Genomic DNA, 14,757 nt, shown 5'->3' with positions numbered 1-14,757 from the left:
CCTTATGTGCCACCGCTCTAAGCCTATCGGTTGTCACTATTCGTGTCAACGTCCTGGATTTCCGGGATGGTCACTAATACTTGTCGGGTTATGGTGCTGGCCTGACTACGCTTTTTCTTCGCCACCACCTGAATGGTATTTAATCCTTCATGTAAATCAATTAACTCGCTAAAACGCCCTTCGGTATCAATTAAAACTCGCTGTCCGTTGATAGTTACTTCGCTCTCTGCCTCGGTCATTCCGCCCACCTTAATAGTCCGTTCGATGGTTGTCAGTTGTGGCTCCGGGCTATCTACCACAAGTTCCGGCGCCCGAATAATTGACCACGCTTGTACAACTAAGTACGCAAGAACGACGACGACAATGGTAGTAAAGCCTAGGATGCGCAATCTTCGAGGAGTGAAGACTGGCTTCACATCTACGTGTCGTTGGACAAACTTCTTATCTTTATTTAACAGATGCTTAACCAGGCCTCGCTCTTTTTCATATGAGCTAATAACATCATCAGGACTCACGCGAAGAAAGTTTGCGTACTGGCGGAGAAAATTTCGAATGTACACTTCGCCAGGCAATTGACCATAGGCGCCTTCTTCTAGGGCTTGAATATATTTCTGTGCAATATGAGTAGACTCAGCTACATCAAAAATTTCCCAGCCCTGTTCAAGGCGATGGGATTTTAGGCGCTCACCCAAAGTGATGCTAGCTCGCAGTTGCTTTCTCCGGAAGGTGCTCATGCGCGCGACTCTTCTTCGTCCTCTTCTTCATCGTCATCTGCCACTTCTGCTTCTTCGCCATCATCCTCAACAATTTCTTCATCATCTAGCTCCTCTGCTACATCAAAGCCATCATTACTGACCGGCACTCCGCCCAAAACTTCACGCGGCTTTGCTCCTTCACCTGGACCAATGAAGCCTTCCTCTTCGAGTAAGTCGAGCAAACGAGCAGCTCGAGCATAGCCAACGCGTAAACGCCGCTGGAGAAGAGAGGCCGAGGCTTTACCAGCCCGTAAAATAACTTCTTTTGCTTCCTCGAGTAAGTCATCCTCGCCGCTCATATCGGATCCACCCGCCCCAATGGCTGATTTCGGACGAGCGGTCACTTCTTCAACATACTGCGGTTCAGCTTGATCTTTGAGATAATCAACCACTCGCTCAATTTCCTTTTCTGAAACAAAGGCACCCTGCAAACGTTTTGGCTTAGAGAGGTCGGAAGATAGGAAAAGCATATCACCTTTACCAAGCAGCTTCTCAGCGCCACTCAAATCTAAAATCGTGCGTGAGTCGATAATTGATGCAACGTTAAAAGCAATACGTGCAGTGATGTTTGCCTTAATAAGCCCAGTAATAACATCAACCGATGGTCGTTGGGTTGCTACGATTAAGTGGATGCCAACTGCTCGAGCCATTTGAGCTAAGCGAACAATTGCTGCTTCTACATCACGAGAGGCCACAGCCATTAAATCAGCTAACTCATCGATGACAACGACAATGTATGGCATGCCATCGTCGATTTCCTCGCGATACATTTTAATATTTCGCTTGCCCGTCTGAGAGAGTGTTTCATAGCGGCGATCCATTTCACCTACCACCCATTTCAAAGCGTGCACTGTTTTATCAACATCAGTAATGACTGGCGTGAGCAAATGTGGAATACCATTATAGTTGCTTAACTCCACCCGCTTTGGGTCAACCATGATAAGTCGCAAGTCGTCAGGTGTATTACTGTAGAGCAAGCTCATCAGAATTGTGTTGATACAAACCGACTTTCCTGATCCAGTTGAACCAGCAATCAACAAGTGAGGCATGGGATCGAGATCGCTTACCCAAGCATTGCCCGCCACATCCTTACCTAGAGCGAGGCTTAGGTTTGATTTACGCTTGGAGTAATTATCCGAGCTGAGCATTTCGTGGATAGTTACCACCGCGCTGGCTTTATTCGGCACTTCAATACCAACCAAGGACTTACCGGGAATCGGCGCCTCAATACGAATTGGGTGGGCCGCCAAGGCAAGCGCGAGATCGTTCTGCAGTGTGGTTATTTGAGCCAATTTCACACCCTCGGCTGGCTTCAGAGTGTACTGAGTGACTGTTGGACCTACGTTGACTTCATCCATTTCTACGTCGATGCCAAAAGTCTCAAGTGTACGCTTAATTTTTTGCTTGCCTTCTTCAATGTTGCCGCTCATCGGCTTTTCGTGTTTCTGTTCTAAGAGATTAATCGGCACGTCAGCCTTGCGCTTCTTGCGACGGACTTTTGGAAATATTTGCGCTTGAGTGCCTTCACCATGAGCTGGGATGTCCTCTTCTCCTTCTCCCTCTTCCTCACCATCTTCTGCACCAGCAATATCACGAGCAGTGAATTCTCGCTCATCCTCCTCTACATCTTCTTCCTCTTCTTCTGGTTCTTCATCTTTGTGAGACTCAAAAGCAATCTTCAGACGATAAAACCAGAAGCGTAGACGGTTCATGCTGCGATCTACCACCGTGCGCTGTCCGGCAATAGCGTGCAATGTAGTGTTGAACATAACAAGTACACCGATGATCAACAGGGCTAAGAGAATAGTGATCGCCGCGATCTGGCCAAACATGCTTTCTAAACCTTGTCGCATAACATATCCTATTCCGCCGCCGCCGCGCCCGTCAGTTATCGCATTTTGTATTTCTGCTTCATCAACCAGGAGGTGAAGTAGACCAGCAAAAGCAATCATAAATAGCCCAGCGCCCACATAGGCCCAGGCGCGCAGGCGAATCGTGTCAGGTTTCAGTAGCGCGAAGCCGATAGCCACCAGAAAAAGAGGTAGGAGATACCTTGACCAACCAAAAAGCCAACCTAGACCTTTGTCTAGCCACTCGCCCACCACACCAGCCAAGTCAAAAAATCCTAAAATGAAAACAAGGGCGGCCACAAAAATCACAACTACTATAATTCCGCGCTTCGTCTCTGGACTGAGTTGTGATTCCTCTGGGGCCTGCTCTTCGTCAGTATCCCAAGGCGTCGGACGGCCCCGACGTCGGACATTTTTCGTTGCCATAGCCTGCGTATTGTACCACTTTTTTAGGCAATAAACAAAGCAAGAAAAGGAGCGGCCATACACGGAGTATGGCCGCTGTTCCAAGAGCTAGCAGGGATGCGCTAGTCCTGGCCGCCCGACTTCGTGACGCTGGCGATCACACCTTGATCGAGCCAGGCCGTCGTCTTCTTCTGATACCGCGCCTTCGTTGTCGACGTCGTCGGTCCCCTGAGTCGAGTCGTCGTGTGCATCTAGTCCTCCTTCGAGGCTCGTACCGCAACATTGCGGCAACTCAAAAAGCATAGCATGTGACATGCATCTAGGCAAAGGGAGGGTAGAATAAATCCTAGGCCTTTTCGGCTTCTTTCTCTGCCTCTGGTGCTGGATCGACTTCAGTCTCGTCAGCCTCTGCTTCTGCGTTCTCTACACGCGGCATAGTGACGCCAGTTCCAACCGGAATAAGCTTACCGATGATCACGTTTTCTTTGAGACCGCGCAATGTGTCCATCTTACCTGAAACTGCGGCATCAATGAGGACGCGGGCGGTTTCTTGGAAAGAAGCAGCGGACAAGAAGCTTTCGGTGGTCAAGCTAGCCTTGGTAATACCGAGCAAGAGATGCTCATAAGTAGCTGGCTTGGTCTTTTCTTTCTTTGCCTTGTCATTAGCCTCTACTAATCGAGTGTATTCAACAATATCACCATCAAGCAATTCTGTTTCACCGCGATCGGTCACGTACACACGTGAGAACATCTGGCGCACAATAACTTCGATGTGCTTGTTATTAAGCTTCTGACCCTGAGATGAGTAGATGTACTGAATGTCCTTGATAACGTATTTCTGGACTGCTGAGACGCCCTTCAGGTGATAGAGCTCGCCCAGGTTCACGCTACCTTCAGTTAAGGTGTCACCAACGCTCACGAGATCACCGTCTTTTACCCAGAGTGTATACCCGGCCGGGATGATATATTCCTTATCAGACATGCCTTCGGTAATCACTGTCACAGCGGTTTTGTTTACCTTACACTTACCAGCCGATTTGCTAAGCGTCTTATCCCCGTCAATTTCATAAAGCACATCGCCTTCTTGGACCTCAGACCCATCCTCTACGAGCACTTTTAAGCCGGCCTTCTTACGAGGGAATTTATACGCTTCAGGAGTGGTGCCAATACCACGGATAGTCACAATGGTTTGACCATCGCGCTCTTCAACTCGAGCGGTTCCAGCTTGGTCAGCTAAGATAGATGGCTTGCGGACTGGACGTGCTTCAAATAACTCTTCAACGCGAGGTAAACCTTGGGTGATATCTTGTCCGGCCACACCACCAGTGTGGAAAGTACGCATTGTCAGCTGAGTACCAGGCTCACCGATAGACTGTGCAGCGATAATACCGACCGCCACGTGCATATTCACCATGCGGTTGTAAGCCAAGTCATATCCATAACACTTCTGACAAATACCGCGTCGGGATACACAGCTTAATACGCTGCGAATCGTTACTGACTCAAGCTGCACTTTTTCAAGCTTAGCGTATTCTTCATCGGTTACGAGGGTGCCGGCTGCGATAAGGACTTTCTTGGTCTTTGGATGGACAATATCAGCTGCCAACACGCGACCGTGTACAAAGGTTTGCAGACTCTCACCCATCTGTTCAGCCTCTTCGGCAACATAGGTGAAGCCTGCGGTATCACCACAATCCTCTTCACGGATAACAATGTCCTGCGCTACATCAATGAGACGGCGAGTCAGATAACCAGCATTTGCAGTACGGAGGGCGGTATCAGACAAACCTTTACGTGCACCGTGAGTGGAGATGAAGTATTCCAGTACATCGAAACCTTCTTTGAAGCTACCTTTTACCGGCAGTTCAATAATGCCTCCGGATGGGTTGGTTACCAAACCTTTCATACCCATCATCTGAGTAATCTGTTCCCAGGAACCACGGGCGCCTGATTCAATCATCATGTAGACCGGACCGGACTTATCTAATCGGTCTCGGCTAATAGCCTGCAGTTGCGATTTCACACTTGCCCAAATCTCGATGATCTTGGCGTGACGTTCTTCTTCAGTCAGTAATCCTGATTCGTAGTGAGAGTGAATCTCATCAACCTTCGTGGCAGCTTCTTTGATAACATCCTGCTTTGCTTCAGGAATTGGTAAGTCATCCATACCCCAGGACAAACCGGATGAGGTCAGGGTTTCAAAGGAGAGTCGCTTCACTGCATCCAAAAATTCTACTGTGCGATCGTTGCCAAGGAGACTGAGGATGCCACCTACCAACTTTGAAAGGGTCTTCTTATCAAGTACCTCGTTCACAAAACCCATTTCCTTCGGCACGATTTCATTGAAGATAACCCGACCAACTGTTGTTTCAGTAAGGGTGCTTGGCGTGAGACGGATCTTCACTTGCTGGTGGAGTGTTACTCGGCCAGTGTCATAGGCTAGTTTAGCTTCTTCTGGTGAAGAGAAGGCAATATTCTTATCAGACTCATCCATTAAGCTGAGGTAGTACATACCCAAGACCAAGTCCTGTGAGGGGCTAACCACTGGTGAACCAGTAGCCGGCTTCAGCAAGTTCTTGCTCGAAAGCATTAATTCCTTAGCCTCCCATTTGGCTTGTTCAGTTAACGGAACGTGGACGGCCATTTGGTCACCATCGAAGTCAGCGTTGAAAGCTGCACACACCAATGGGTGAATTTGAATAGCCTTACCTTCAATAAGGATTGGTTGGAAAGCCTGAATACCAAGTCGGTGCAAAGTAGGAGCACGGTTTAAGAGCACGTGCGCGCCTTTGGTAATTTCTTCTAGGATATCCCAAACTTCCGGACGGTTTGCTTCAATGAAACGGGATGCGCTACGAACGTTATGGACGTATTCGCGCTTAATCAATTCAGAAATCACGAATGGTCGGAAAAGCTCGAGGGCCATGCGCTTTGGCAGACCACATTGGTAGAGCTTCAGGTGAGGACCGATAACAATAACCGAGCGACCGGAATAATCAACGCGCTTACCAAGCAAGTTTTGGCGGAAGCGACCTTGCTTACCCTTAAGGGTGTCAGCAATTGATTTCAGCATGCGCTTCTGACCGGTTGAAGCAGTTACCGTCTTACCATGTCGAGCACCATTATCAATCAAGGCGTCAACTGCTTCTTGCAACATACGCTTTTCGTTGCGACAGATAACTTCAGGTGCATTCAATTCAATCAAACGCTTCAATCGATTGTTACGATTGATAACGCGGCGATAGAGATCATTCAAATCAGAGGTAGCAAAGCGACCGCCATCCAATTGCACCATCGGACGCAAATCCGGTGGGATAACCGGGATAGCAGACAAAATCATCCATTCAGGTCGCAAACCATTGCGGAGGAAATTCTTTACCAGCTTCAAGCGACGAACTAAACGACGGGCCTTATTTTCTGGCGCATCAATTAGTTCATTTTCGAGTTGCTTTGCCATTTCCTTGAGGTCGATTTCCACCAAGAGCTGACGGATTGATTCAGCACCAATACCGGCCTCAAAAACCTGGCCGTATTTCAAGGAAAGATTATGATACACGTTCTCAGAAACGATCTGATACTTTTGCAGATCCTTTAATTCCTTCTTAGCAATGTCAACCACTTCGCTCAAATTCTGCAGCTGCTCTTCTTTCATCTTTTGCAAACCGTCGAGCTCTTCATCAAAAGCTTTAGTATCTTTACCATTCTTATCAGCATCGGCTCGGCGCTGTTTCACAGACTGGATCTGCTGATGCAATTCAGACTCGATGGCCTTTTTCTTTGCTTGAGCTTCTTGATCAAGCTGCTCCAATGTCATCTTACGTAACTCTTCGTTGACATCGGTGATAATGAAATTTGCAAAGTAAATAACGCGCTCTAACTCCTGTACCGAGAGATCGAGAATCAAGCCGATCTTGGATGGCACGCCGCGGAGGAACCAAATGTGTGAACATGGAGCAGCTAAATCAATGTGACCCATGCGTTCACGTCGAACCAGTGAGCGAGTAACTTCTACTCCACACTTGTCACAGACAATGCCCTTATAGCGGATGCGCTTGTATTTGCCACAGTAACACTCCCAGTCCTTGGAAGGTCCAAAAATTTCCTCGGCAAAGAGACCGGATTTTTCCGGTTTTTGTGTCCGATAGTTAATCGTCTCTGGTTTGGTGACTTCACCATAGGACCACGCATGAATCGCGTCCGGGGAGGCGAGCTTTAATCGGATGGCTTTAAAATCTGCTGGCTTTACTTCTTCAATCATCGCTTGATTCTTTAGGTTCTTCGGGGACGTCCTCTCCTCCACCTGTTTCAGCCGTTGCTAGTTTTTTCTCTTCTTCAGAGGGTTGGCGAGGTTTTTCTTCTTCTCCATCACGTGGTTTGGCGCCGATCAAATCAACATCCAAACCAAGACCCTTTAATTCACGGACTAATACGTTAAAGGATTCTGGAACATTGAGTCGGGTAATTGGTTCACCCTTAATGACTGACTCATAGGCCTTGGAGCGACCTGGTACGTCGTCAGACTTAATGGTCAACATTTCTTGCAGGGTATGGGCGGCACCATATGCTTCGAGTGCCCACACTTCCATTTCTCCAAAGCGCTGACCACCGAACTGAGCTTTACCACCGAGCGGCTGCTGCGTAACGAGAGAGTATGGACCAATGGAACGTTGGTGAATCTTATCTTCAACCAAGTGATTCAATTTCAACATGTAAATGTTACCCACGGTAGCTTTTTGATCCATTGGCTTACCAGTACGACCATCAATCAAGGTCAGCTTACCGTCAACTGGATAACCAGCCTTGGCTAATTCTTCACGAATGGTTTCTTCTGGTACGCCATCGAGAGCTGGACTGGCAACCTTGTAACCAAGCTTCTTTGCGGCGAGCCCGAGGTGGGTTTCCAAAATTTGTCCGAGGTTCATACGAGAGGCAACACCCAACGGGTTGAGAATAATGTCGACCGGGGTACCGTCCTCTAGGAATGGCATATCTTCTACAGCCACAATGCGAGAAATAACACCTTTGTTTCCGTGTCGGCCAGCCATCTTGTCGCCAACTTGAATCTTGCGAAGTTGGGCAACTGAAACTTGGATAGTCTTGATCACGCCGGATGAAAGTTTGTCACCCTTTTCTCGTGAAAAGACTTTGATGTCAACCACTTTACCGTGCTCACCATGCTCTAAGTAGAGTGAGCTATCTTTTACATCCTTCGCTTTTTCACCAAAAATTGCCCGGAGTAATTTTTCCTCAGCTGAGAGCTCGGTCTCACCCTTCGGGGTGATCTTGCCGACCAAAATATCACCTGAAGAAACTTCTGCTCCGATGCGAATCACACCGTCTTCATCCAAATCCTTTAACTTCTCTTCAGACACGTTAGGAATATCGCGCGTAACTACTTCTGGTCCGAGCTTTGTGTCGCGTACATCAATTGAGTAGTCCTCGATGTGAATAGAAGTGTAGCGGTCGCCCTGCACCAAACGTTCAGACAAGAGAATAGCGTCTTCGTAGTTACCACCTTCCCATGGCATGAAAGCCACAAGAATGTTTTGCCCAAGTGCTAATTCACCGTCTTCAGTGGAAGGACCATCAGCCAAAAGCGCACCGGCTTCTACTTCTTGTCCACGATCAACTAAAGGCTTCTGGTTAATTGATCCGGAAGCGTTTGATCGATTGAATTTACGCAAAGGATAATCACGAATAGTACCATCAGCTTCCTTAATCTGTATAAGGTTACCTTGCACCTTCACAATCTCACCGGCATTCTTCGCTAAGACAACCTGACCAGAATCACGTGCTGCGCGACCCTCAACACCAGTACCAACAATCGGTGATTGTGGGTTAATAACAGCCACAGCCTGGCGTTGCATATTGGTACCCATCAGGGCACGTACCGCGTCATCGTGTTCCAAGAAAGGAATTAAGGACGTGGTCACACTCACAATCTGCTTCGGTGAAACGTCCATGTAATCAACTTCCCACGGTGTACCAATGGTTGGCTCACCATGACGTCGAACCTCAACCCGCTCGCTCATGAAATAACCGTTTTCATCAATCGGGGTGGTTGCGGCAGTGGTCACAGCACGCTCTTCAGTAAAGGCATCCAAGTAAAGCACATCGCTTAACACACGTGGCTTAATCGGAATAAGCTCTTTGCCAGATTGCTTTAACTTCTCAGCGATATCCTTAGTGATTTTTGTGCCGGCACTGGCCACAGTCTGACCAGCTGCATCTTGTACATCCTCACGTAGCTCTTCACCTTCAGTTTGCTTAGGATCGTTTGGTATATCATGAATAACTCGGCGGAACGGTGTTTCGATAAATCCATAGTCATTAATACGTGCGTAGCTGGCCAAGTGTCCGACCAAACCAATGTTTGGTCCTTCTGGAGTGGCAATTGGACAGATACGACCATAGTGGGTGCGGTGCACGTCACGCACATCAAATCCGGCTCGTTCGCGTGACAAACCACCAGGACCCATAGCAGACAAGCGGCGCTTGTGCTCTAACTCAGCCAATGGATTATGCTGATCCATGAATTGGGACAACTGGGAGCTCATGAAGAACTCTTTTACTGCACCAATAATTGGACGCGCATTAATTAATTGGTTTGGAGTGAGTGTAGTGATGTCGCGAGTGGACATGCGATCTTTTACGATACGCTCCATGCGAGCCAAACCAACGCGGAACTTGTTTTGAACCAATTCACCGATGGCGCGAACTCGTCGATTACCTAAGTGGTCGATATCATCCGGCTCTGCTTGGCGGTTATTCAAGGTGATGATTTCGCGAACAATGGCGATCACATCATCTTTTTGCAAGACACGATGCTCTTTGTCATTTGGGAAATCAAAGCCGAAGCGATGATTCAGCTTGTAACGACCAACTCGACCGAAGTCATATCGATCGAATGAGAAGAACATCTTGTGAATCAATTCACGTGCGTTGTCAGTTGTAGCCAAGTCACCTGGACGAATACGCTTGTAGACTTCCTTCAAGCCCTCTGCCTCTGAACGAGCGGCATCCTTAGCAATCGTTGCTTCTAGATATTTATCAGTCGCGTGAGTATCAACTTCTTTAAAGAGGCCGAGCAATTCTTCATCAGAACCAAGGCCAAAGGCGCGAAGCAGTGATGTGATCGGTACTTTGCGCTTACGGTCAATCTTTACTGAGATAACATTATTCGCATCAGTTTCTAATTCCAGCCAAGCGCCACGGTTTGGAATAATTTTTGCACCATAGTAATAACGTCCGCGCAAGTACTCAGCAGTAAAGAAGGCGCCAGCTGAACGAATCAGCTGTGAAACAACCACGCGCTCAATACCGTTGATAATGAAAGTGCCGCGATCAGTAATGAGTGGGAAATCACCCAGGTAAATTTCCTGTTCCTTGATTTCACCAGTCTTTTTGTTAACTAAACGAGTTTGTACGCGAAGTGCAGCCTCATAGGTTACGTTCTTTGCTTTGGCAGCTACTTCATCAAACTTTGGCTCATCCAGGTAGTAGTCACCAAAATATAACTCAAGGTCACGACCGATAAAGTCGCGGATAGGTGAAATCTCCTCGAAAAGCTCTTTGAGCCCATCGCGGAAAAACCATTCATAGGAACGCTTCTGAATCTCGATGAGATCAGGCAGCGGAATGGCTTCGTGAAGTTTTGTAAAAAACTTCCGTTCTTTAGTTACCCCTGATGAGTTTTTTTGCATTAAAAAATTACCACGTCCGCTCGGTAGTCCCGGGGACGTAATATACTGTCGCGTCGCCTATTGTGTGCCTCGGACTGAGGAAATGTTCTTCCGCAAGGTCAGGAATCGCGATTTAGGGTCAAAATAGATGCTTCAACACCATACCAATCAACTTGACAGCTGTCAAGGGTAGTGTTCTCAGGGCTATTTTTTGTTATTTTCTGCTAATATTAGCAAAATATGTTTTCGGATTGCCCTATTTCACTTTTAGTGCGTGCACACTTATCCACATTTTATCCGAATTCCCCCCTTGCGCAGGGAGAAAGCTGTAACGAAAAACTTCTTAAAGTCTATTCCCGAGTTCTTCGCGCACAACCTGACGATCGTCCCAGGCCTGGCGCGTACCTTTTGGGCCCATCAGCCATTGTTCAGATGCTTTGCCGGTAATTACGACTAAATCGCCTGATTTTGCTAGGGAAAGTGCATGGGCAATGGCTTGCCGACGATCAGATACCCGTTCAACTTGGGCACGAAGGGGTGAGGCCTCTTTTGTTCCGGCTACAACATCGTCAATTATCTGCTCTGGGTCTTCGTCATAAGGATCCTCGTTTGTCACAATAGCAAGGTCTGCGTGTTCGGCCACCCATTTGCCGAGCACTGGACGCCGACTCTTATCACGTCCACCGCCAGCCGAACCAAAAACATGCAATATACGCTTTGGATGGAGCTGCTCAAGCACTTGATAAAGCGCCTGCATAGAAGCTGGTTCAGGCGCATAGTCGACTAAAATCTGAAAATCGCGCTTACTTGGAATAAACTCTAAGCGTCCCGGTACCGGCACTAACTGCGCCAATGCAGGTACTAGCTTAGCTAATGGGAAACCATATTGCTCAAGCACGGCTACTGCTTCCAGGGCATTCATCACATTGAAGCGCCCAAGAAAAGGTAAAAACACCTCATGCTCCTCAATACGAATGCGGGTTCCTTTTTCGTTTTGCTCAACAATTTCGGCTCGACGATGCACGTCAGCTTTTGTGTGCACGCTTCCATACAGAGTACATACAACCTTTTTATCCGCTGGGTAGCGAAGAAAGGCATCAGCCACTGGGTCGTCTCCGTTTACCACACTCACTTTTGGGGCATCTGTTACACGAGCACTCGACATGAGTCTTTGAAACAATAGCTCCTTAGCCCGTTGATATGCCAACATCGATCCGTGCCATTCAATATGTTCTGGTGTGAGATTGGTAAAAACTGCACCCTGAATCGGCACCCCGTTCAAACGACCTTGCGCTAAGCCCTGAGAGGAAGCTTCTAGAACTGCATACTTTGCGCCTGCTCGCACCATTTTAGCAAGATGAGACTGTAAAAAACTCGTATCAGCCGTAGTCAACTTCGTTGTATTTAGCTTTGTCTCATCGCCGATACGAACCGATGCGGTAGAAATCCATCCTACCGGCTCACCCATGAGAGCAAGCAATTGCCCGATCCACTCTACTACTGTTGATTTCCCATTTGTGCCGGTCACCGCAATGACGCGCAGCTTCTTACCCGGATAGCCAAAACGAAACGCGGTCAAATGCGCTCGGCAACGATGATAACTTAAAAGGATTGATCGTGGGATAAAAGGTCTGAGTAGCTGTTTCAACATATGCCGGCCGGAATTACAAAGAATCAGGAACTACTTTTGCTTTGTTTTTTTGCTGCTAGTATTGAGTTTGCGTTCAATGCGTTCCAGGCTCTTCATAATGCGTTCGATTTGCTCCTGAGCCTTCACATCAATTTCATAGTCAAGCTGATCGCGCACATCGGTCCGCTCAGATTCACGGTTTTGTGAAATAAGCACAAAGGTGGAAAGGAAAATCGCTTCCAGTGAAACAATCAGAGTGAGGAAGTTGTATGGATAGGGATCCCATGGCTTTGTTCCCTCTAAACCATTCACTATTAACCATAAAATAAACCATCCGATGTGGAGGTAAACAAAAGTCATTGAACCGGAAAAACGAGTTATTGTATCGGCGATTCTATCTTGCCACGTAGAGCGCTGCTCAAATTCTTTTTTTACTCGTTTTCGCATATGGTATTAAAACCAGCCTCGAGATTCTTTACGGTACACTAGGGTGTAGGTTCCGTTTTTATTATACACTAAAGTGAAGTTTCTCCGATCTTCGTCTTCGAATTCACTTTCTCCATGTGATTTTGCATCGCGAAAAAATACCTCAGCCTCTTTATAATCAAGAGCATTATCTAAATATTCCACGCCGCGTTTTGCCTCCTCGGCATAGAATACTTTGTGGCCATGCACGTCACGATGTTTTTCTTCCATGGTAAAAGTGTAGCATTTTTTCGAAAATCCTGGAAAAAGAAAGGCGACGCACAAACGCACGTCGCCAATTGCGAAGATCGTCTAGGCAATGAGTCCAATGCTCTCATCATCGCCTGATTCTCTGGGTGGCCCCTGAGGGAACATTGCTTCTGGGATTGTTCCCGGACTCAATTCTCCCACCTGCCTTCGTAGCTCCTGAAGCTCGATTACTTCAGGCATGGTCAACTCTCGGCGGTCGCCGAGGGCCAGCAATTCACGCATGCGTTCTATTTCCTTTGAGTCCATCTTTCCCTCCTCATGACAAAGGGCGGTGTTTTGCTATCACAAAACAACCTCAAGGCTTTTTTGTCAATGAAAACGCCGGCGACCTGCAATGCAGTGCCGCCGGGAAGTGGATGTCGCCTCATCAATTGGCACATCAAGGAGTTATCCCGTCCTATCCAGGAAAAAGCCGCCGGAACCAACCAAAGATGCCCTTAGGGCAAATGCAGGACTTGAGCTTGTACCCGCATCGCAGGCAGCGCTCGTTACGACGACTCCCTTTTAGCGTAGTCATGCGCCCTCCAATACTCTCGCTACACACGCCAATGCGTTAGCGTTGTAACATAGGTATTTTCCTGGGTCAATATGAGAAAAACGCCCGGCTCTCGAAAGAGACGGGCGTTGCTGCTGCGTCATTCGCTTTTCACATCCGATCCATCCAGCCCAAAATGGTGGGTGAGTGAATTCGAGTTGTGAATGTCCATGATGGCGTCGCCGAGCAACGGTGCCACCGAACAAACGCGGAACTTGCCTGGAAGGCTGCTCGGGAGAGGCAAGGTATCGGTCACATACACTTCGGTTATCGGCGCCTCCTCCAACCGACGAATACAGTCTTCACAGAAAACTCCGTGGGTCACCGCTGCACGAACACTACGCGCGCCTCGCTCTTGCATAGCCCTAGCCGCTACCTCCATGGAAATGCCACTGCTAAGCACATCGTCAACCAGAACCATATCGCGGCCTTCAACTTCGCCGATCACTTGCCTGATCCTGGTGCTTCGATCGCCCAATCGCTGCTTGTCGATCAGCACCACATCAGACCCCGGAATACGCGAGCGCCAGTTCCCAACCATAGTTGCTCCGCCCAGATCGACCGACCCGATGGAAAGTGCCGCAAGATTGAGGGACTTGATCACCGGCAGCAAGACGATCCAACCATAGAGATGGTCAAAGGGAGCGTCAGTGAAGCCCTGGATCTGGCCCGAGTGCAAATCAATGCTGAGGAAGCGATCAGCGCCGGCATGCTGAATCATGCTCGTCACCAACTTCGCAGTGATAGGCACCCGAGGTTTGTCCTTCCGATCCTGTCGGGCGTACCCGAAGTAAGGAAGAACAACAGTGATGCGTTCGGCCGACGCACGCCGTGCAGCATCAGTCATGATGAGTAGTTCTAGCAAGTTGTCCGAGCCTCGATCAGCAGTTGCATGCGTTGGCTGGACAATGAAAACGTCCTTACCACGAATGTTTCCGCCGATCTGCACTTTGATCTCATGATCCGGAAAGCGACCGACATTCATAGCCCCCGGATCTAGTCCCAGGTTTCTGGCAATCGCAGTGGCTAATGCCGGGTGTGCACTACCACTCAGGATTACAGGACTACTGTCAAAGAACGGCATGTCACACCCTCCTTCTGTTTCTACCCCGCTCAAGAAACTCTACGCCGACCTTAGCACATAGTTGTACGCAGTCAAGAAAAA

At 48.2% G+C, this 14,757-nt stretch carries 9 protein-coding genes; all 9 read right to left on the bottom strand.

Annotation, left to right across the window (positions count from 1 at the left end):
* Positions 1–23: 23 nt before the first annotated feature.
* The 9 genes from H6760_05020 to H6760_04980 all read right to left on the bottom strand — a co-directional run bounded on the left by H6760_05020 (position 24) and on the right by H6760_04980 (position 14,676).
* Complete coding sequence (locus H6760_05020; protein ID USN53488.1) at positions 24–734, bottom strand: helix-turn-helix domain-containing protein; 711 nt, start codon at positions 732–734, stop codon at positions 24–26.
* Positions 731–3,031, bottom strand: a complete 2,301-nt coding sequence (locus H6760_05015; protein USN53487.1) for a DNA translocase FtsK 4TM domain-containing protein — start codon at positions 3,029–3,031, stop codon at positions 731–733. The genes H6760_05020 and H6760_05015 overlap by 4 nt, the downstream gene beginning before the upstream one ends.
* Positions 3,032–3,356: 325 nt before the next feature.
* A complete protein-coding gene (rpoC, locus tag H6760_05010) occupies positions 3,357–7,268 on the bottom strand; it encodes a DNA-directed RNA polymerase subunit beta' (GenBank protein USN53486.1) in 3,912 nt (1,303 codons plus the stop codon).
* A complete protein-coding gene (locus H6760_05005; protein ID USN53485.1) occupies positions 7,261–10,713 on the bottom strand; it encodes a DNA-directed RNA polymerase subunit beta in 3,453 nt (1,150 codons plus the stop codon). The genes rpoC and H6760_05005 overlap by 8 nt, the downstream gene beginning before the upstream one ends.
* Before the next feature lie 322 nt (positions 10,714–11,035).
* Complete coding sequence (locus H6760_05000; GenBank protein ID USN53484.1) at positions 11,036–12,343, bottom strand: UDP-N-acetylmuramoyl-L-alanyl-D-glutamate--2,6-diaminopimelate ligase; 1,308 nt, start codon at positions 12,341–12,343, stop codon at positions 11,036–11,038.
* A 30-nt stretch (positions 12,344–12,373) separates the two neighbouring features.
* The gene (locus H6760_04995; GenBank protein USN53483.1) at positions 12,374–12,769 is read right to left on the bottom strand and encodes a DUF1003 domain-containing protein; all 396 of its coding nucleotides are present in this window, start codon (positions 12,767–12,769) and stop codon (positions 12,374–12,376) included.
* A 6-nt stretch (positions 12,770–12,775) separates the two neighbouring features.
* The gene (locus H6760_04990; GenBank protein ID USN53482.1) at positions 12,776–13,018 is read right to left on the bottom strand and encodes a hypothetical protein; all 243 of its coding nucleotides are present in this window, start codon (positions 13,016–13,018) and stop codon (positions 12,776–12,778) included.
* An 81-nt stretch (positions 13,019–13,099) separates the two neighbouring features.
* On the bottom strand, positions 13,100–13,303 hold the full coding sequence (locus H6760_04985; protein USN53481.1) for a hypothetical protein: 204 nt from the start codon (positions 13,301–13,303) through the stop codon (positions 13,100–13,102).
* Positions 13,304–13,692: 389 nt separating this feature from the next.
* Positions 13,693–14,676 carry a ribose-phosphate diphosphokinase gene (locus tag H6760_04980; GenBank protein USN53480.1) on the bottom strand — a complete coding sequence of 328 codons (984 nt, stop codon included), beginning with the start codon at positions 14,674–14,676 and terminating at the stop codon, positions 13,693–13,695.
* Positions 14,677–14,757 lie beyond the last annotated feature (81 nt).

This window comes from Candidatus Nomurabacteria bacterium (genome assembly GCA_023898465.1).
Classification (GTDB): Bacteria; Patescibacteriota; Patescibacteriia; order HK-STAS-PATE-3; family HK-STAS-PATE-3; genus HK-STAS-PATE-3.
This window is presented reverse-complemented; position numbering and strand designations above follow the sequence as displayed.

Coding starts and splice junctions, on each gene's coding strand:
- H6760_04985 (USN53481.1), bottom strand. CDS start 13,303: ATGGACTCAAAGGAAATAGAACGCATGCGTGAATTGCTGGCCCTCGGC.
- H6760_05005 (USN53485.1), bottom strand. CDS start 10,713: ATGCAAAAAAACTCATCAGGGGTAACTAAAGAACGGAAGTTTTTTACA.
- H6760_05015 (USN53487.1), bottom strand. CDS start 3,031: ATGGCAACGAAAAATGTCCGACGTCGGGGCCGTCCGACGCCTTGGGAT.
- rpoC (USN53486.1), bottom strand. CDS start 7,268: ATGATTGAAGAAGTAAAGCCAGCAGATTTTAAAGCCATCCGATTAAAG.
- H6760_05000 (USN53484.1), bottom strand. CDS start 12,343: ATGTTGAAACAGCTACTCAGACCTTTTATCCCACGATCAATCCTTTTA.
- H6760_04995 (USN53483.1), bottom strand. CDS start 12,769: ATGCGAAAACGAGTAAAAAAAGAATTTGAGCAGCGCTCTACGTGGCAA.
- H6760_04990 (USN53482.1), bottom strand. CDS start 13,018: ATGGAAGAAAAACATCGTGACGTGCATGGCCACAAAGTATTCTATGCC.
- H6760_05020 (USN53488.1), bottom strand. CDS start 734: ATGAGCACCTTCCGGAGAAAGCAACTGCGAGCTAGCATCACTTTGGGT.
- H6760_04980 (USN53480.1), bottom strand. CDS start 14,676: ATGCCGTTCTTTGACAGTAGTCCTGTAATCCTGAGTGGTAGTGCACAC.